The following is an 18,491-nucleotide window of genomic DNA, read 5'->3' on the forward strand; positions in this document are numbered from 1 at the left end:
CAGGGTGAAAGGGCTTTCACCCTGAGGGAGGGCGCAGCGGGGTATGCTTCCAGCCGATTGCTCCTTCAATCAAACCTTCACCGCCGGGGCCGCTGCCAGCGCCCGGCGGTTTTTTTTGCCGGCGATCAGGCCGCCTCGGCCTCTTTCTTCAACGAAGCGATGTCGATCACGAAGCGGTACTTCACGTCACTCTTGAGCATCCGCTCGTAAGCCTCGTTGATGTACTTGATGTCGATCTCTTCGATGTCCGAGACGATCTTGTGCTTGGCGCAGAAGTCGAGCATTTCTTGGGTTTCGCGGATGCCGCCGATCAGCGAACCGGCAATGCTGCGGCGCTTGAAGATCAGGTTGAACACGGTGGGCGAGGGGTGCGGGTGCTCCGGCGCGCCGACCAGGGTCATGGTGCCGTCACGCTTGAGCAGGGCCAGGAACGGGTCGAGGTTGTGGTTGGCCGCCACGGTGTTGAGGATGAAATCGAAGCTGTTGGCGTGGGCGTCCATTTCGGCGGCGTTCTTCGACACCACCACTTCCTTGGCACCCAGGCGCAGGCCGTCTTCGCGCTTGCTTTCGCTGGTGGTGAACAGCACCACGTGGGCGCCCATCGCCGCGGCGATCTTCACCCCCATGTGGCCCAGCCCTCCAAGGCCGACGATGCCGACCTTCTTGCCCGGGCCGGCCTTCCAGTGGCTCAGCGGCGAGTAGGTGGTGATGCCCGCGCAGAGCAGCGGGGCGACCGCGGCGAGGTCTTTTTCCGGGTGGTTGATGCGCAGCACGAACTGCTGCTTGACCACGATGTTGGTGCTGTAGCCGCCGAAGGTGTTCTCACCGCCGAACACCGGGCCGTTGTAGGTGCCGGTAAAGCCGTTCTCGCAGTATTGCTCTTCGCCCTCGGCGCACGAGGCGCAGTGCTGGCAGCTGTCGACCATGCAGCCGACGCCGGCCAGGTCGCCGACCTTGAAGCCCTTGACGTTGCTGCCCACGGCGGTGACACGGCCGACGATTTCATGGCCCGGCACCGACGGGTACAGGGTATTGGCCCACTCGTTGCGCGCGGTGTGCAGGTCGGAGTGGCACACGCCGCAATAAAGGATGTCGATCTGCACGTCGTCGGCACCCGGGTCGCGCCGTTCGATGGCGAACGGGGCCAGCTTGGCTTTGGCATCCTGGGCGGCGTAGGTGTAGGTCTTGACCATGGCGGATCATCTCCTGAGGTGGAAGGAACACAAAGCTTATACGCCACGCCCCGGGCCTGCTGTGGAATAGCGTGGAACGCCGGCCCCGGGCAATGTTCTACTGGCGGGCCAGGCCCGAACAGAGGAGCGCCCCCATGCAGACCGTTTACACCGCCGAAGCGTTCGATCACGCCGCCACCCTGCGCCACCCAGGGTTGCAGGTGCTGGAGTTCGGCACCAATTGGTGCGGCCACTGCCAGGCCGCGCAGCCGCTGCTGGCGCCGGTGTTCGGCGAGTACCCGCAGGTGCGGCACTACAAGATCGAAGACGGCCCCGGCCGGCCGCTGGGGCGGGCGTTCCGGGTCAAGCTGTGGCCCACCCTGGTGTTCTTGCGCGACGGCGTGGAAGTCGCGCGGCTGGTGCGGCCAGGCCACGCGGGGGTGATCGAAGAAGCCTTCGAGCAGCTCAGCGGCCAGGGCTGATGCGCCGGCCGGCTTTGTTTTATCATCGCCGGCCTTGCCCTTGTTGATGGTTGTGCCATGGCCCAGGCCACCCCTCCCGACCTCGCCGCCAGCGCCGCTGCGGTCGAACCGCTGGCGCGCAGTTACCCGCGCGGCCTGCGCATCGAGCCCCATGCCCATGCCTGGGGGCAGTTGCTGTACGCCATCAGCGGGGTGATGTGGGTCGACACGCCCCACGCCGCGCTGTGGGTGCCGCCGCAGCGGGCGGTGTGGCTGCCGCCCGGCTTGCCCCATGGCATCCGCGTGGCCAGCGACCTGCAGATGCGCAACCTGTACCTGCGCCCGGCCCTGGCCGCCGAGGTGGGCAGCGCGTTGAACGTGCTTGAGGTCACCCCGTTGCTGCGCGAGCTGTTACTGGCGCGGGTGGCCGAAGGCGAGGCCGCCGGCCCCTACCAGCAGGCGCTCGACCCCCTGCTGGTGCTCGAGCTGCAACGCGCGCGGCCGGCCGGCTTGCAAGTGCCGATGCCCAGCGATGGCGACCGGCGCCTGCGCCAGCTGTGCGAGGCGGTAATCCGCGCGCCGTCCCAGGCGATCAGTTTCGAGCAGCACGCCGAGCAGGCCGGGGCCAGTACCCGCACCCTGGCGCGGTTGTTCCAGGCCGAACTGGGCCTGGGCTTCAGCGAATGGCGGCGCCAGGTGCAACTGGCCCATGCCACCGCCGAGCGCCTGCAGGGCGTGCCGGTGAGCCGCATCGCCGGCGAGCTGGGCTATGCCCCGGGCAGCTTCAGCGAGATGTTTCGCCGGGCGTTGGGGGTGGTGCCCTCGGCGGTGGGCGAGCCAGGTTGTCCGATAGGCTGAAGCCCTTGGCCGGCCCCGCACGTGGCGCCGGCTTAAGCTAGCGGCCTGGTTAACCGCACAAGGGCTTTTGCCATGCAAGCGTTGCAATTCACTGCCACCGGCAGCCTCGATCACCTGCGCCTCAGCCAACTGCCGACCCCGGTGGCGGCGGCCGGCGAACTGTTGGTGCGGGTGCACGCCGCCGGGCTGAACCCCAGCGATGTGAAAAACGTACTGGGGCGCTTTCCCTACACCACGCTGCCGCGGGTGCCGGGGCGGGACTTTGCCGGGGTGGTCGAACAGGGCCCGGCCGAATGGGTGGGCCGCGCGGTGTGGGGCACCGGCAAGGGCCCGGGCTTCACCCGCGACGGCGCCCACGCCGAGTACCTGACCCTGCCCGCCGGCGGGGTGGCGCTCAAGCCCGACAGCCTGAGCTTCGAGCAGGCCGCCAGCCTTGGCGTGCCGTACACCACCGCCTGGGATGCGCTGGAGCGCAGTGGCGTGCAAGCCGGCACGCGCCTGCTGGTGATCGGCGGCAACGGCGCGGTGGGCCAGGCAGCGCTGGCCTTGGCCAAGGCGCGCGGCGCCGAGGTGCTGGCCGCGGTGCGCCAACCGGCCCAGGCTGCCACGCTGCGCGCCCAGGGTTATGCGGTGCTGGTGCTCGAGGCCGCTGAAGCACTGGCGGGCCAGGTAGAGGCCCATTTCGCCGGCGGCGCCGAGGTGATCTTCGACACCACCGGCTTCTGGCTGCCCGCCGCCGTCAGCGCGCTGGCCACCTTCGGCCGCATCGCAATCATCGCCGCGCCGGTCGACGGCCTGGTGCAGTTCCCGGCGTTGGCGCTGTACCGCAAGGGCGGCGTGCTGGTGGGGGTGAACTCGCTGCTGTACGACACCGTGCAATGCGCAGCGATGCTCGGCCGGTTTGGCGGCGACTTCGACCGCGGCCTGTTGCCACGCCCGGAGCGCATCCGTGCCGTGCCGCTGAGCGAGGGGGTGGCCTGCTACCACGCGGTGAATGGGGGCAGCAGTGACAAGGTGGTGCTGGTGCCTTAGGGCAGGGGTTCAGGGCCCTTCGCCCGGCACAGCCCGCTGTACCGTAATGCTGCAATCCGAGCGCTAAATCGGGGTTAAAAAGCCCTGATTTCTTCAAATGGTTTTACTGAGCGCATGACCTGGCTGGCCCTTCGCCCGGCACAGCCGGCCTCCCACCAGTTCTATGTTGCACCGTAAATCAAGTACTTACACAAATCTGGTGGGAGGCCGGCTGTGCCGGGCGAAGGGCCGTTAAACCTCACACCTTGAAGCGCCCCACCAACCCATTCAACTCCCCGGAAATATCGCTCAACTGCTGCGAATCGGCATGGGCCGCCTGGGCCAGTTCCTCGACCTTTTGCGCGTCGTTGTGGATCTGCGCGATGTGCCGGTTGATGTCTTCGGCGACCTGGTGCTGCTCTTCGGCGGCGGTGGCGATCTGGCTGTTCTGGTCGCGGATGTTGTCGACCGAGCCGCGGATCTTGTCGAAGCTGCTGCGCGCCTGCTGGATGCGCTCCACGCTCTGGCGCGAGATGCCCAGGCTGCTGTGCATCTGTTGGGTCACTTCCTGGGTGCGGCGGCCGAGGTTGCCGAGCAGGGTGTCGATCTCACCGGTGCTGTCGGCGGTACGCCGGGCCAGCGCGCGCACTTCATCGGCGACCACCGCGAAGCCGCGGCCCTGGTCGCCGGCGCGGGCGGCTTCGATGGCGGCGTTGAGCGCCAGCAGGTTGGTCTGCTCGGCGATCGAACGGATGGTGTCGAGGATGCCGTTGATGTTCTGGCTGTCTTGCTCCAGCACCTGCATCGCCTCGGTGGCCTGCTCCAAGGTCGAAGACAACTGGCTGACGCTGCCGGTGGCCTCGTCGATATGCCGCTGGCCGCTTTGCACGTCGTGCTGGCCGCTGTCGGCCGAGGCCGCCGCCTGGGTGCAGGCGCGGGCCACTTCGTTGGCGGTGGCGACCATTTCGTTGAAGGCGGTGCTGACCAACTCCACCGCTTCGCGTTGGCGCACGGCGGCGTCGTTCATCGCGATCGCCACGGTGCTGCTGGCGCCCGAGGCGCGCTGCAGGTTGCCCGAGGCCTGGCCGATGCTGCGCACCAATTGGGCGATGGCGCCGAGGAACTGGTTGAACCAGCCCGCCAGCGCGGCGGTTTCATCCTTGCCCTGCACGCTGAGGCTGCGGGTCAGGTCGCCTTCGCCCTGGGCGATGCTCTGCAAGCCACCGGCCACGCCGCGGATCGGCCGCACGATCATCCCGGCAAAACTCGCACCCACCACCGCGAACAACAGCGCCATGGCCGCGGCGATGGCGGCGATCACCCAGGTCAGGTGGTCGGCGTTGGCCATCACTTCATCCTGTTTGATCAAGCCGATGAAGTGCCAGCCCAGCGCCTTGGAGGTGACCACGTTGGCCATGTAGGCCTGGCCGTTCAGGCTCACTTGGGTAGCGCCTTCCTTGAGCCCGGCGAGGGCGGCGTAGTCGCCGCCCAGCTCGCCCAGGCGCTTGAAGGTGTGCTTGGGGTCGGCCGGGTCGACCAGCACGTTGCCGTCGGCTTCGGTCATCATCAGGTAGCCGCTTTGGCCCAGCTTGATGCCCTTGACCAGCTCGGTCAGTTGTTTGAGCGACACGTCCAGGCCAATCACCCCACGCACCTTGCCGTCGGTGCCGGCCAGGGTGTGCACGGTGCCGATCAGCACGGCGTCGTCCGGGGCCCAGTAATAGGCGCCGGTGCGCGCGGTGCTGCCGGGGGCGGCCAGCGCGGCCTGGTACCAGGGGCGCTTGCGCGGGTCGTAGTTGGCGATCTTCGGGTCGTCGGGCCAGCTCACGTAGCCGCCGTCTTCCAGCCCCACCGAGAGGTAAGCAGTGCTCGGGTGGGCCTTGGCGAAGGTGTCGAACAGGCCCAGCAGCGCCTGGTTGTTCGGCGGCAGCGGCGTGCTCGGGGCGTCGGCGCCCATGTAGAACTTCAGCTCGGAAGCCTGGCTGATGCGCGGGTCGCGGGAGAGGTAGTCGATGTTCTGGCTGATGCCGGAGAAAAACTGCTGCATCGCGTTGTCGATCTGGCGGATTTCGCGGCCGCTGCTGTCGGCGAAGTCGGCGCGGGCCTGGTCGCGCAGGTTGACGATGACCAGCCCAGCCACCAGCACCACCGGAATGCAGGCGATGGCGGCAAAAGCGCAAGTAAGCTTGTGTTTGATGTTCATGAAGCGATCCCGGGGCAAGGTGACCGCACGGGCGTGCGGCGGCGGGGCAGCGTAAAAGTAATGCGCCATGTTTTATTGTTTTGGGTACAGCTTGCCGGGCTATCGGCGCGAAAACCGGGAGCTTAAGCAGAATTAAGGGATCCAGGACCAGAGGGCCGTCAGGCCTGGCCCAGGGTGAAGAAAAACACCGTTTGCCCGGCGCGGCCCTCGGTGTGCTGCAACACCCCACCATGGGCGGCGAGGATCGAGGCGCAGATCGCCAGGCCCATGCCCATGCCGCCAGGGCGGGTGCTGTAGAAGGCCTGGAACACCCGCGCCTGGTCGGCGGCGGCGATGCCCGGGCCGCTGTCTTCGACGGTCACCAGCCATTGCCCCGGCAGCGCCACGGCCTGCAGGTGCAGGCGGCGCAGCGGCGGCGGCATGGCCTTGAGCGCTTGCAGCGCATTGCTCGCCAGGTTGCGCAGCACCTGCTGCAGTTGCAGCGCGTCGGCGCGCACCTGGGCCTGGGGCGGTACCGCCAGGGTCAGTTGCACCTGGTGTTCGTCGAGTTCGCCGCGCAGCAGGCTGAGCACATGTTCGGTCACCCCGGCCAGGTTCACCGCCTGCAACTGCGCCGGGGCCTGGCGGGCGAGGGTGCGCAGGCCGTTGATGATCGCCGCCGCGCGTTGGCCCTCGGCGAGAATGTCGCGCAGCCCTTCGACGGCCTCGGCCACATCCGGCGCCGGCCGCTCGAGCCAGCGCAGGCTGGCGCCAGCGTTGGAGAGAATCGACGCCAGCGGTTGGTTCACCTCGTGGGTGATCGACGCCGCCAGCTCGCCGAGCAGGGTCGCCTGGGCGTTACGCTCCAGCTCGGCCTGGGCGCCCTGCAGCGCGTGCTCGGTGCGGCGCCGTTCGCTGATGTCCAGCACCACGCCGACGAAGGCCTCGGCACCTTCCGGTTCGGCGGCCAGTTCCAGGTAGCGCGGGCCATCGGCCAGCGGCAGGGTGCGCAGTTCCAGGCGCAGGCCGCGGGGTTGCTGGCAGGCTTCAGCCAACGCCGCGCCGACCCGCGCGCGGTCATCCAGGTGCACCAGCGCCAGCGGGTCGTCGAGGGCGGCGCTGAGCCACTCACAGGGCAGGCCCAACTCGCCGAGCAAGCGCTCGCTCCAGAACGACGGCTCGACCGCGTAATGCCAGTTGAACGCGCCCAGCCGGCTCACCGATTGGCCGATTGCCAGCAACGCCTGGGTGCGCCGCAGGCTGGCTTCGCTGCTGCGCCGGCGTTGGTTTTCCTGCAGCAGGCTGGCGTAAGTGCGGGCGTTGGCCAGGGAAATCGCCGCCTGGTTGCACAGCAGCGCCAGGCGGTCGAGCACCGCCGGGCCAAACACCGCCGGCAGGTGGCGGTTGCAGAGAAACAGCACGGCGTACACCGCCTGCTGGTCGAGTAGCGGCACACAGGCCAGCGAGCCCTGGCCCAGTTGGGCCAGGTACGGGCATTGGGCATAGCGCCAGAACGCTTCATGGGCGTCGAGGACCCACGGCGTGCCGCGCTGCGCGGCTTCGCCGACCATGCCCAGCGGCACCGCGGCGCTGGCCGCTGGCTGCTGCACCTCGATGCCCTCGCCGTGGGCGTGGGCACTGGCCTGAACCCACGGCGTGGCGCCGCTGAGCACCACCAGCGCGGCGTCGGTGGCGCCGGCCTGGGTAATGGCATGGCGCAGCAGCGTATTGACCAGCGCCTGCGGCGAGATTTCCCGTGACAGCGCCTGGCAGGCGGTGAGCATGGCGAGCATGTCTCGCTCCGGCGGTTGCGCCAGCGCAGTGGCCGCGGCCGGTTGTTCGCGCAGGTGCGGGTGCTCGGCTTCCAGGTGCTCGGCCAGCACCGGCGCGCCCCAGCGCCGCCAGGCATCGCGGGCCAGGCGCTGGTGGGTGTGGGCGCCCACTGCCAGGCCCAACTCGGCCAGGCAGCGGCCCTCGAGCAAGTGCGCTAGGCCCTGGATGTGCACCGCGCCGCAGCGGGCGGCGTGGCCGATGGCCTCTTCGAAGCGCTTGAGTGCCGCCAGCGGCTCGCCCTGGGCGCGCAGCACCTCGGCCTCGGCCAAGGCCAGGCGGTCGGCGAAGTGCGCCGGGTTCAGCGCCGCCCATTGGCGCAGCCGCCCCAGCCCGGGCTCGAAGGCGCTGGCCGCCGGCGCCGGCCCGGGCATGGCGGCACGGTTGAGCACGCTGAACAGCGCCAGGTCGATCTGGTGAATGTGGCACGGCGCCGCCCAGGTCAGCCCCCAGGCGGCGTCGAGGCGCTCGGCGGCGGCGGCGAACTGGCCTTCGAGAAACAGGAACAGCCCCTCGAACAGCTCCCACCAGAACTTCAGCGGGCCCATCTGGCTGGCCTGCACCTGGGCGGCCAGCGCCTCGCGCTCGGGGATTGCCACACAGGCCTGAATCGGCCCGGCCAGGCGGCGGATGTAGCGCGCCTGGCAAAACAGCACGGCTTGGGCGTCGTTGAATTCCAGGTGCCCGGCCATGGCCAGGCCGGTGTCGATCTGGTGCAGCATGCGCTCGATCGGCGCGCCCATCACCAGTTGGTCGGCCACCACGTGCAGGTTGGCGAAGCAGGCAAAGCTCGGCGCGCCCTGGGCCAGGCTGGCCTGCAAGGCCTGCTCGGCGAGGCCCAGCACCCGCGGCAGCGGGCGTGTCCACGGGCTGACCTGCTCCAGCGCCAGCAGCACCGACACCGCGCTGGCGCTGTATTCGGGGCGCTCGGCCAGTTGCTGGGCGCACTCGGCCCACTCACGGCCCTCGGCGTACAGCCCAAGGTGCTCGGCCATCGCCACCCCCAGCCAGCCCAGGCCGTGCACGCTGGCGGCGCTCAGGCCATCGTCGAGGGCTTGGGTGAGCAGTTCGCTGGCGGCGTACAGCAGCCAGTGCGGGGCGATGAACGAGCCGGGAATCAACGACACCGCCAGCAACGCCTGGCGCTCCAACGCCTGGCTGGCACGGGCCCGGGGCAGCGCCAACAGGCGTTGCAGGGGCGTGTTGCCCAGGCGCTCGCACAGCCCTTGCCAGCGTTGTTCGGCTTCGGCCTTGCTCGGCGCCTCGGCCAGCACCAGGCCCAGGGTGGCCAGGCCTTCCCGGGCCACGCCGAGGGCACCGGGGTAGTCGCCCTGGAGGGTGTGGATTTCTCCGCGCAGGCGGTACAGCTCAAGGTTGGCGGTGCCCGCCGGGGCGCTGGCGAGCAGCGCGCGCAGGCCCTGTTCGGCGCCGTGGTAGTCGGCGGCGAGCACCCGGCAGCGGGCTTCGAGCAGGGCCAGTTCGCGCTCCAGCGCGGTGTAGCCCAGGCCCTGATTAAGGCGCTGGGCGTGCTTGGCGTAATCCAGCGCGGTGGCCGGCGCCACGCTGCGGTGCGCCAGGCGGCTGGCGCGGGCGAGCAGGGCGACCCAGGCCAGGCGTTGCTCCGCCGCGCGCGGTGGGGTGGCGCGGGCGGCCTGGCTGGCGGCGCGGAACACCGCGGCCGGTTCAGCCTGGGCCGGCAGGTGGCGCAGCAGGTTGGTCGCCAGGCGCTGGTGCAGCGTGGCCGCTTCGGCGGCGCTCAGTGGTGCGCGCAAGGCCTCGGCGACGGCGTCGTGGGCCAGGGTCAGGCCGGCCTGGCGCTCGCTGAGCAGGCCGGCCTTGAACGCCGGGCGCAGGTCGGCCAGCAGCTTGGCCTCGGGCAGCTCGCAGGCCTCGGCCAGCGCCGCCAGCGGCAGCGGGTCGGCCAGCAACGCCAGTGCCCGTAACGGCGCCAGGGCTTCGGCCGGCAACTGCGCCAGGCGCGTGTGCATCAACGCAGGCAGGTCGGCGAAGGCCGGCACCGCCGGTAACGGCGTGGCGCTTTCGCGCAGTACGTCGATCACCTGGCACACGTACAACGGGTTGCCGTCAGCCTGGCGATGCAGGCGGCTGGCGAGGCTGGCGGTGTCCGGTGTGCTGGGCAGGCTGGCGGCCAGCAGTTCGTTGATTTCCGCCGGGGTCAGCGGCGGCAGGGCCAGGTGCCGGCAGCGCGCGCCGAGCCGCGCCAGGTGTTGCCGCAGGCGCGGCAGCGGCTCGCCGTCATCCAGGGCGCTGGGGCGGTAGGTGAGCACCAGCAACAGGTGGCCGAAGGCGGCTTCGGGCAGTTCGAGCAGCAGGCCGAGGGTTTCTTCGTCCAGCCACTGGGCGTCGTCGAGGAACATCAACAACGGGTGCGCGGGGCGCGCCAGGGCCGCCAGCAGGCGCTTCAGCGCGCCCAGTTGCTGGCGCCGCGCCTCGCCCTCGGCGGGCCGCCCGGGTGGCAGCGGCCCGCACAGCGCCTGCAATTGCGGCAGCAGGTGGGTGAGGGTGCCGCCGCTGCTGGCCAGCGCTTCGCGCAGCGGCGCGCGCCAAGGCTGGGGCGCGTTGGCGCTGGCCAGTTGGTTGAACAGCGCGCCCAGCGCGCTGGCCAGGCTGGCATAGGGCTTGGCGTGGCCGCCTTGTTCACACTTGGCGCTGGCCAGCAGCCAAGGGCCGCTGCCCAGGCCCTGGTACCAGTGGCGCACCAGGCGGGTCTTGCCAATGCCAGCCACGCCCTCGATCAGCACCGCGCCACCCTGGCCGCCCTGCCATTGGGCGCCAGCGGCCTGCAGCGTGGCCAGTTGCGGTTGGCGGCCGACCCACAGCGGCGGCGTGCTCGGCGTGTGCTCGCGCGGCGCGGCGCAGCCAGCGCGGTGCGGCCACAGTGCCGTCAGCAGTTGGCCGGCCGAGGCCGGGCGCTGCGCCGGCTGCTTGGCGAGCAACTGCTCGACCACCGCGGCCAGGGCCTGGGGCAGGTCAGGGCGCCATTGCAGCAGCGGCGCCGGGGCCACCGCCAGGTGCTGGTGCAGCCATTGTTCGGGGCTGGCCGCCTGCAGCGGCAACTGCCCGGCCAGCCATTGGTAAAAACACACGCCCAGGGCGTAAAGGTCTGCCGCCGGGCTGGGCGCCCCGGCGTGTTCCGGGGCCAGGTAGGCCAGGCTGCCGCGGGCCAGGCGCAGCGGCGCGGTGTGGCCCTGGCCGGCGACGTGGGCGTAGGCAAAGCCGGCCAGGCGCACCCGGCCATCGGCGCCCAGCAGCCAATGGGCCGGGCGCAGGTCACGGTGCACGATGCCCTGGGCGTGGGCCTTGGCCAGCGCCTCGCAGCAGCCCAGCGCCAGCTCGGCGAAGCGCTCCAGCGCCAGGGTGCCGTGAATCAACGCCGACAACGGCTGGCAGCCGGCACCGTCGAACACCACCAGCAGCCCCGCGTCGGTGTTCAGCCGCGCCACCGGCAGCAGCGCCCAATCCGCCGCCAGGCACGGGCCCAGGGAGTATTCGCGGTCGAGCCGGGCATGCTCCCAGGCGCTCGCCGCGTCGCTGGCGCGCACCCCCAGCCATTGCCGGCCACCGGGTTCGGTCAGTTGCCAGCGCTGCAGCCGGTCGACTTCATCCAGCGGTTGCCAGGCCAGGCTCGCCAGCCAGGCCGCGTCGAAGCTGGCCGGGCTGGCCGCGACCGCGCTCATGGCGCCCCGCGCAGGTGTTGCGCCACCGCCGCGAGCAAGGCCTCGGCGTCGAATGGCTTGGCGAGAAACGCCCGTGCGCCGGCGGCCAGCGCCTGGGCGATGTCTTCGGCGTTGGCGTGGGCCGAGAGGCAGATCACCGGCGGCGGGTTTGGCCCTTGGCTCAGCATGCGCTGTACATCCGGCCCTTGCAGCCCGGGCAGGCGCGCATCAAGCAGGGCGCAGCCGGCCTGGGCGCGCTCGCTCGAGGCCAGAAACGCCTCGCCGGTGGCGAAACAGGCGGGTTGATAACCGGCTGAGCGCAGGAGGTTGGCGACCGCCTTGCGTACCGCCGGGTCGTCGTCGATGACGCACACCACACGCATGTTCGGCCCTGAGCTGGTGAGTGAAGGGGCACTGCGCCGGCCATGCTTCACGCCAGCCGGCGAGGGCTGGCCAGCCCACTGGGCAGCCGGCCGAGCAAGGTGCCCAGCAGCACCCACTCTACCAGCGAGCGTGTGCCGAGTTTTGCCATGATGTGCTCTTTGTGCGCTTTCACGGTGGTGTCGTCCAACCCCAACACGCGGGCGATGGCCTTGCTCGGCAGGCCCTGCAACAGCGCATCGAACACCTGTGCCTCGGCCGCGCTGAGGGTGGCGAAGCGCAGCGCCGCCTGGCGCCGCGCCTGGCGCTCGGCAAAGCGCTGGCGCGCCACGCCCAGCGCCTCGTGCACGCTGCCAAGCAAGGCCGGTTCGTCGAAGGGTTTGCACAGCAGCGCCTGGGCGCCGCCTTTCATGGCGCGCACGGTGAGGTCGACGGTGCCGAAACCGGTGATGAACACCACCGCGAAAGGCAGGTCGCGGCGGGTCAGTTCGGTTTGCAGGTCAAGCCCGCAGGCGTGGCGCAGGTTAACGTCGAGCAGCACGCAGGCCGGCTGCGCCAGCTCGGCCCCAGCCAGCAGCGCCGGGCCGCCGTCGAAGGCCTGGGCGGCCAGGCCATGGCTGCGCAGTTGGCGTACCAGTGCGGTGCGCAGCGCGGGGTCGTCGTCGACCACGTACACCTGGCCCGGCTGCTCGGCCGGCGCGGCGTCCGGCAGTGCTTGGGCGCTGCCGGGCAGGTTCAGGCGGTAGCCGCGGCGCGGCACCGTTTCGAGGATGTCGGCGCCCAGGCCAAGGGTTTTGCGCAACTGCGACACCTGCACCTGCAGGTTGTTTTCTTCGACCACACAGCCCGGCCAGGCCTGGTCGATCAGCTCGTGCTTGGTCAGCAACCGGTTCGGCTGGGCCAGCAACGCCTGCAGCACCTCGAAGGCGCGGCCGCCCAGGCGCACCGGGGTGGCGCCGATAAACGCTTCGCGCCGCTCCAGGTCGATCCGCGCGCGGCCGAGCTGGATCATCCGGGCATTCTCGAGGGCAGCGACATGGGCGAGGGCTCTGAACGGGGTGTTTCACGTTAGTGGATGGCAGCCTGTACGACAACTGCCCATGGCACATAAAGTAACAAAAGTTCAGTAAAGCACACCGGTACAAGCCAGGCGGGCGCCGCGCCGTTTCAATGCCCGGTCACCCCAACCGGAGGGCCCGCCCGATGAACCGCAACGACCTGCGCCGCGTTGACATGAACCTGCTGGTGATCTTCGAAGCCTTGATGCTCGAACGCAACCTCACCCGCGTCGGCGAGAAGCTGTTCATTTCGCAGCCCACCGTCAGCGCCGCGTTGGGGCGCCTGCGCGACCTGTTCGACGACCCGCTGCTGATCCGCAACGGCCGCGCCATGGAACCGACCCGCCGCGCCCAGGAGATTTTCACCGAGTTGTGCCCGGCCATGGACGTGATCAGCGCCGCGGTCAGCCGCGCCAAAGTGTTCGACCCCGGCACCGCCTGCAACGTGTTCCGCCTGGGGCTGTCGGACGACGCCGAGTTCGGCCTGTTCCCAGCGCTGCTGGCGGATTTGCAGCGCCAGGCGCCGAACATCGTGGTGGTGGTGCGCCGCGCCAACTTTCTGCTGATGCCGGGGTTGCTGGCCTCTGGGGAGATTTCCGTCGGGGTCAGCTACACCACTGACCTGCCGGCCAACGCCAAGCGTAAAACCCTGCGCCGGATCGGTGTGAAGGTGTTGCGTGGCGACAGCCGCCCGGGCCCGTTGAGCCTCGATGAATACTGCGCGCGGCCCCACGTGATGGTGTCGTTCTCGGGGGATTTGTCGGGCAACATCGACCTTGACCTGGCACGCCTGGAGCGCAGCCGCCGGGTGGTGCTGGGGGTGCCGCAGTTCGGTAGCCTGCGGGCCTTGCTGCGCGGCACCGAGATGATCGCGACGGTGCCGGATTACGCCGCCTGCGCGCTGGTCGAAGACGGCCCGCTGCGCGCCGAGGACGCCCCCTTCGAGGTGAACAAGGCCGAGTTGTCCATGGCCTGGAGCGGCGCCCACGACAACGACCCGGCCGAGCGCTGGCTGCGTGAGCGCATCAGCGCCTTCATGGCCGAGCGGTAAGCAGCACATCGGTGCAATAACCCTACCCGCGGCGCGGCTACCCTGAGGCCTTCATCAGGGGGAAACGCGTATGGACAAACTCATGGCGCTGCGCATGTTCGTCGCCACCGTCAGCGGCGGCGGCTTCACCGCCGCCGGGCGCTCGCTGGGCACCGCCACCTCCACGGTGACGCGGATGATCGGCGCCCTCGAGGCGGACCTCGGCACGGCCTTGCTCTACCGCTCTACCCGGCGCATCACCCTCACCGAAAGCGGCCGCCAGTACCTGGAACGGGCCAAGGCGATCCTCGGCGCGGTGGAAGCCGCCGACCTGGCCGTGGCCGACCGCCAGGGGCCGCCGCGCGGCGCGCTGCGGGTCAGCCTGCCGGTGGCGTTCGGCCGCGCCGTGGTGCTGCCCCATGTACCGGCGTTGCTGGCCGCGCACCCGGGCCTGCAGCTGTGCCTGGCGCTGGCCGACGAGCCACCAGACCTACTCGCCGAGCGGGTAGACCTGTGCATCTGCCTGGGCAACCGGGCGCCCACCGATGGCGTGGTGATGAAGCCCCTCGGGCGCTTCAGTTGCCGCCTGGTGGCCAGCCCGGAGTACCTGGCCCGGCACGCGCCCGTGCTGATCCCGGCGCACTTGCAGCGGCATGCCTGCCTGACCCTGGAACAAACCGGCGGCCTGCAATGGCACCTGGCCGGGCCGCAGGGCAGCGAGCTGGTGCGGGTCGACGGGCCGCTGCGCAGCAACGACCCGGTGGTACTGCATGAGGCCGCCCTGCGCGGCGCGGGCATCGCCCTGTTGCCGGGCTGGATGGTCGAGGCCGACCTCACTCAGGGCCGCCTGCGCCCGGTGCTACCGGCCTACAGCGCGGGCGCCGGGCAAGGCCAGGGCACCGTGCATGCGTTGTTCTTGCCCAACCAGCGGGCGTCGGTGCGGGTGCGCACCTTTATTGGCCTGATCGAGCGGGCACTGGGGCAACCGGCGCCGGCGGCGCTGGCGGCTCAAGCGGCTTGCTGATAGTTGCCCAGGCAGGCGGCGCGGTTGCCGCGCGCGCGCTTGAGCAGCGCCTGTTGCGCCGCCGCCACGTTCGCCGCCTGGCCGTTCCAGGCCGCCAGCGCCGGCTGCTGCAAGGCGCGGCCGTAGGAAAAGGTCAGTGCCCAAGGCAGCGGCCCTTGCTGGTGCATGGCGTTGAGGTGCGCGCTGGCCAGCTCCGGGCTTTGCCCGCCCGACAAAAACGCGATGCCCGGCACCGCCGCCGGTACGCAGCGGCGCAGGCAGGCGAGGGTGGCGCTGGCCACCGCCTCGAGGCTGCCCTGGCTGGGGCTGGCGGCGCCGGCGGTGACCATGTTCGGCTTGAGCAACATCCCTTCGAGCAGCACCCCTTGCGCGGCCAGTTCGGCGAACACCGCCTGCAAGGTGCGTTCGGTCACCTCGGCGCAGCGCGCCAGGCTGTGGGCGCCGTCCATCAGCACCTCGGGCTCGATGATCGGTACCAGCCCGGCCTCCTGGCACAGCGCACCGTAGCGCGCCAGGGCATGGGCGTTGGCGGCGATGCCCGCGCGGCTGGGCAGCTGCTCGCCGATGTTGATCACCCCGCGCCACTTGGCGAAGCGCGCGCCCTTGGCGGCGTAGGCCTGTAGCCGCTCGCGCAGGCCATCGAGGCCTTCGGTCACGGTTTCGCCGGGGTGGCCGGCCAGCGGCTTGGCGCCGAGGTCGACCTTGATCCCCGGGATCATCCCGGCGCGCTCGATCAACGCCACGAAGGGCGTGCCGTCGGCGTGGGCCTGGTGCAGGGTTTCGTCGAAGAGGATCAACCCGCTGACGCTTTCGGCCAGCCCCGGCGCGGTGATCAACAGCTCGCGGTAGGCGCGGCGCATCGCTTCGCTGTCTTCGATGCCTTGCTCGACGAAGCGCTTGCGGCAGGTGCCGCTGCTTTCGTCCATGGCCAGCAGGCCCTTGTGGTCGGCAACCAGTGCCTGGGCGGTGGCCGCCAGTGCGTGTGCGTTCATCGAGCACCTCCGGGGTGTTGATCAGTGGTGGGGTTGGGACCACTGCAGCCGGGGGATGTTTCTTCCGTGTATCATGGCCGGCCTTGCTCCGGAGCCGCCATGTTCAGCCTGACCCACCTGCACAGCCCCCCACCCGAGGCCTTCGCTGGCCAGGTCCAGCAACTGCTGCTCGACAACCTGACCACCCTCGGCAGCGTGGCGCTGGCGCCGAGCAACCCGTTGTACCCGCTGTACCAGTACGGCCTGGGCATGGAGCTGCACCAGTACCTGCAGGCCATGGGCGGCGCCGCCGGCGAAGCGCCGGTGCTGCTGCTGGCGCTGGCCGCCGAGGCGCCCGAGCAGGTGCTGGGCTTTGCCCTGTACCTGCCGGCGGCCGGGGTCAGCGATGCCTGCACGCTGCTCTACCTGGCGGTGCTCGCCAGCCACCGCCGCCAGGGCATCGGCCAGGCCTTGCTGGCCGAGGTCACCGCGCGCTACCCGCATGCCGAACTGGCCTGCCAGGTGGCGCGGGTGCCCTGGCTCGAGGCCCAGGGCTGGCATGTGCTGGCCGCCCAAGGCCCGCAGGTGCTGATGAACACCCGCGCCCGCCGCACCCTCGGTAAAACCCGCTTGCTCGACGTCGCACCGATCTACCGCACGCTGGAGGTGCAGCAGATTCATGCCTACCTGCTCAAGCAGCACGGGCGCAAGGCGATGGTCGAGGCGGAGAAACAGCGCGATTACTGGCTGGACCAGTTGGAGCGGCAGGTGCGGGTGCTGGTGGCTGAGCGGTTGCTGGGGATTGGGCCGGTGCGTTAGCTTTGCCGGCCCATCGCCCGGCACAGCCGGCCTCCCACCAGATTTGTGTAAGTACTTGATTTACGGGGCAACCAAGAACCCGTGGGAGGCCGGCTGTGCCTTAATGCTGTTCACTTAAGCAATCACAGCGCTAATTTGAGGGTGTAAGGCCCTGATTTCTTCGAATGGTTTTACTTAGCGCATGGCCTGACTGGCCCATCGCCCGGCACAGCCGGCCTCCCACCAGATTTGTGTAAGTACTTGATTTACGGGGCAACAAAGAGCCCGTGGGAGGCCGTGGTCCGGCACTCCGGCTGTGCCGGGCGATAGGCCCTGAAGCTCATGCACAAAATCCGCAGAGCTCACAGATTGATCCCTCCATGAAGCCCTGAAATGGCTTAAGTGAATAGCACTCCGGCTGTGCCGGGCGATGGGCCGAACAATCACCGCAGCACGATCAGCCCCATAAACCGGCTTTGCTCGAACCCCAACACCTTCTGCAACGAATCGATCACCGCTTGCGGGTTCTGGCTGGGGAAGCTGCCGCTGAGGGTGCGCTGGCCCAGGCCGTCGCCCAGCAACAGGATGCGCCCTGGGTAATGCACGGCGAGGTCGCTGACCACCTGGGCGAACGGCGCCTGGTAGTAGTTCAGCCAGCCGTCGCGCCAGGCCAGCCAGGCGGCGCTGTCGACCTTGCCCACCGCGGTGGCCTGGCCATCGCGGTAGGCCACCTGCTGGTCGGCGCCGAGGATTTGCTCGGGTTGGCCGGGGGCGGCGCGCACCGATACCCGCCCGGACAACACCGTCACCCGCTCGCCACCGGCCTCGCGGCGCACTTCGAACTCGGTGCCCATCACCTGCACTTCGCCGCTGCCGGCATGCACCCGAAACGGCTGGCCGGTGTGGGCCACCTGGAAGAACACCGCGCCGCGGCGCACCTGCACCTGGCGGCTGCCGTGGGCGAAATCCACGGCGATCGCGCTGCCGGCGTCGAGCGTGAGCCGCGAGCCCTCGGCCAGGGTGGTGCTGCACACCGGGCCCGGCGGGCACACGTGGTCGGCGCCGAGGTCTTGCAGCCAGTGGTCCGGGCGCCAGCCGGCGGCGCTGCCGAGCAGTGCCAGCACGCAGGCGGCGCTGGCCAGCGCGGCGGCCCAGCGCCGCCGCGGGCGCCGCGCCGGGGCATCCATCGCCGCCAGCAGGGCGCCGAGGGCCTGGGCGTCTTCGTCGGCCAAGCGGCGCGCCGGCACCTCGCTGTGGGCCCAGGCCTGGCTGGCGTCTTCCCACGCCTGGGCGTGCGCCGGCCCTTGGGCCAGCCAGCGTTCGAACGCGCACAGTTGCGCCTGGCTGGGCTGGCCGGCGAGCACCGCCAGCCACTGGATGGCCTGGCGTTCGGCAAGGGCGTTATCGGTGGCGCTGTTCATGGGCCGGCATTCCCTGGCGGGCGAGTGGTATCGCGCAAGCTGGCCTTGCACGCGTGGAGCGCGCGCATCATATGTTTTTCCACGGCACTTTGGGACACCTGCATGGCCTTGGCGATGTCGGCGTAGGTGCGGCCGTGGATGCGGTTGAGCAAAAATATGCGCCGGGTGCGCTCGGGCAAGGCGCGCAGCGCGGCTTCCACATGGCGCAGGTCACTGCCCACTTCGAGCGCGGCATCTGGCGCCGGGCCGCTGGCGCTTTCCAACGGCGCCAGGCCATCGGCCAGGCGCTCACGGGCACCTTGGCTGCGCAGGTGGTCGATGGCCAGGTTGCCGGCGCTGCGCATCAGGTAGTGGCGCAACTCCCCCACCGGCGCCTGCGGCCGCCGCCAAAAGCGCAGGAAGAGGTCTTGCACCAGGTCGGCGGCGGTTTGCCGGCAGCCCACCCGCTTGGCCACCACCGCCTCCATGCGCGGGCGCTCGGCGAGGAATACTTCGAGGAACTGCTCGCGTGCCTCGCGCGGGCCAGGGGCAGGCTGCAGCGGCTCGCGGGGAGGTTCGATCATGGTGGGCGCAGGGTCGCGAGAAGGACGAGGGCGCAATTCTAATGATAAATATTC

The 18,491-nt window shown here is 70.1% G+C and carries 14 protein-coding genes and 1 pseudogene; 6 read left to right on the top strand and 9 right to left on the bottom strand.

Annotated features, from left to right (window positions below; genetic code table 11):
- Positions 1-125 precede the first annotated feature (125 nt).
- The gene (locus ACFZCE_RS05270; RefSeq protein ID WP_390936733.1) at positions 126-1,193 is read right to left on the bottom strand and encodes an alcohol dehydrogenase catalytic domain-containing protein; all 1,068 of its coding nucleotides are present in this window, start codon (positions 1,191-1,193) and stop codon (positions 126-128) included.
- A gap of 134 nt (positions 1,194-1,327) precedes the next feature.
- Between ACFZCE_RS05270 and ACFZCE_RS05275 the strand changes: the two genes are divergently transcribed.
- From ACFZCE_RS05275 to ACFZCE_RS05285, 3 genes are all read left to right on the top strand, one after another.
- Positions 1,328-1,654, top strand: coding sequence for a thioredoxin domain-containing protein (locus ACFZCE_RS05275; protein WP_390936735.1), 327 nt, complete (start codon positions 1,328-1,330; stop codon positions 1,652-1,654).
- 57 nt (positions 1,655-1,711) lie between these two features.
- Positions 1,712-2,491, top strand: coding sequence for a helix-turn-helix domain-containing protein (locus ACFZCE_RS05280; RefSeq protein ID WP_390936737.1), 780 nt, complete (start codon positions 1,712-1,714; stop codon positions 2,489-2,491).
- A gap of 72 nt (positions 2,492-2,563) precedes the next feature.
- On the top strand, positions 2,564-3,523 hold the full coding sequence (locus ACFZCE_RS05285) for a zinc-binding dehydrogenase (protein WP_390936739.1): 960 nt from the start codon (positions 2,564-2,566) through the stop codon (positions 3,521-3,523).
- A 238-nt stretch (positions 3,524-3,761) separates the two neighbouring features.
- Here ACFZCE_RS05285 and ACFZCE_RS05290 read toward each other — a convergent pair whose 3' ends face one another.
- The 5 genes and pseudogenes from ACFZCE_RS05290 to ACFZCE_RS05310 form a co-directional block, all read right to left on the bottom strand.
- Complete coding sequence (locus tag ACFZCE_RS05290) at positions 3,762-4,529, bottom strand: methyl-accepting chemotaxis protein (protein ID WP_390937488.1); 768 nt, start codon at positions 4,527-4,529, stop codon at positions 3,762-3,764.
- Positions 4,530-4,622: 93 nt separating this feature from the next.
- Positions 4,623-5,774, bottom strand: a pseudogene (locus ACFZCE_RS05295) (cache domain-containing protein); the annotation flags it as partial.
- Positions 5,775-5,863: 89 nt separating this feature from the next.
- Positions 5,864-11,212 (bottom strand): AAA family ATPase, encoded by a 5,349-nt coding sequence (locus ACFZCE_RS05300; protein ID WP_390936740.1) that lies wholly within the window; start codon positions 11,210-11,212, stop codon positions 5,864-5,866.
- On the bottom strand, positions 11,209-11,574 hold the full coding sequence (locus ACFZCE_RS05305; RefSeq protein WP_390936742.1) for a response regulator: 366 nt from the start codon (positions 11,572-11,574) through the stop codon (positions 11,209-11,211). The genes ACFZCE_RS05300 and ACFZCE_RS05305 overlap by 4 nt, the downstream gene beginning before the upstream one ends.
- A 47-nt stretch (positions 11,575-11,621) precedes the next feature.
- A complete protein-coding gene (locus tag ACFZCE_RS05310) occupies positions 11,622-12,584 on the bottom strand; it encodes a response regulator (protein WP_390936744.1) in 963 nt (320 codons plus the stop codon).
- 191 nt (positions 12,585-12,775) lie between these two features.
- Between ACFZCE_RS05310 and ACFZCE_RS05315 the strand changes: the two genes are divergently transcribed.
- Positions 12,776-13,681, top strand: coding sequence for a LysR substrate-binding domain-containing protein (locus tag ACFZCE_RS05315; RefSeq protein WP_390936745.1), 906 nt, complete (start codon positions 12,776-12,778; stop codon positions 13,679-13,681).
- A 70-nt stretch (positions 13,682-13,751) separates the two neighbouring features.
- Entirely contained in the window at positions 13,752-14,684 is a 933-nt protein-coding gene (locus tag ACFZCE_RS05320; protein WP_390936747.1) for a LysR substrate-binding domain-containing protein, read from the top strand.
- Here the strand turns inward: ACFZCE_RS05320 and ACFZCE_RS05325 are convergent.
- Positions 14,669-15,676, bottom strand: a complete 1,008-nt coding sequence (locus ACFZCE_RS05325) for a class I fructose-bisphosphate aldolase (protein ID WP_390936749.1) — start codon at positions 15,674-15,676, stop codon at positions 14,669-14,671. The genes ACFZCE_RS05320 and ACFZCE_RS05325 overlap by 16 nt on opposite strands.
- Before the next feature lie 99 nt (positions 15,677-15,775).
- Here ACFZCE_RS05325 and ACFZCE_RS05330 point away from each other — a divergent pair, with 99 nt between their 5' ends.
- A complete protein-coding gene (locus ACFZCE_RS05330; protein ID WP_390936751.1) occupies positions 15,776-16,474 on the top strand; it encodes a GNAT family N-acetyltransferase in 699 nt (232 codons plus the stop codon).
- 422 nt (positions 16,475-16,896) lie between these two features.
- Here ACFZCE_RS05330 and ACFZCE_RS05335 read toward each other — a convergent pair whose 3' ends face one another.
- On the bottom strand, positions 16,897-17,874 hold the full coding sequence (locus ACFZCE_RS05335) for a FecR domain-containing protein (protein ID WP_390936753.1): 978 nt from the start codon (positions 17,872-17,874) through the stop codon (positions 16,897-16,899).
- Positions 17,871-18,437, bottom strand: coding sequence for a sigma-70 family RNA polymerase sigma factor (locus ACFZCE_RS05340; RefSeq protein ID WP_390936755.1), 567 nt, complete (start codon positions 18,435-18,437; stop codon positions 17,871-17,873). The genes ACFZCE_RS05335 and ACFZCE_RS05340 overlap by 4 nt, the downstream gene beginning before the upstream one ends.
- Positions 18,438-18,491: the final 54 nt, after the last annotated feature.

The sequence above is a fragment of the Pseudomonas sp. NPDC007930 genome, assembly GCF_042958985.1.
In the GTDB taxonomy this organism is placed as follows: domain Bacteria; phylum Pseudomonadota; class Gammaproteobacteria; order Pseudomonadales; family Pseudomonadaceae; genus Aquipseudomonas.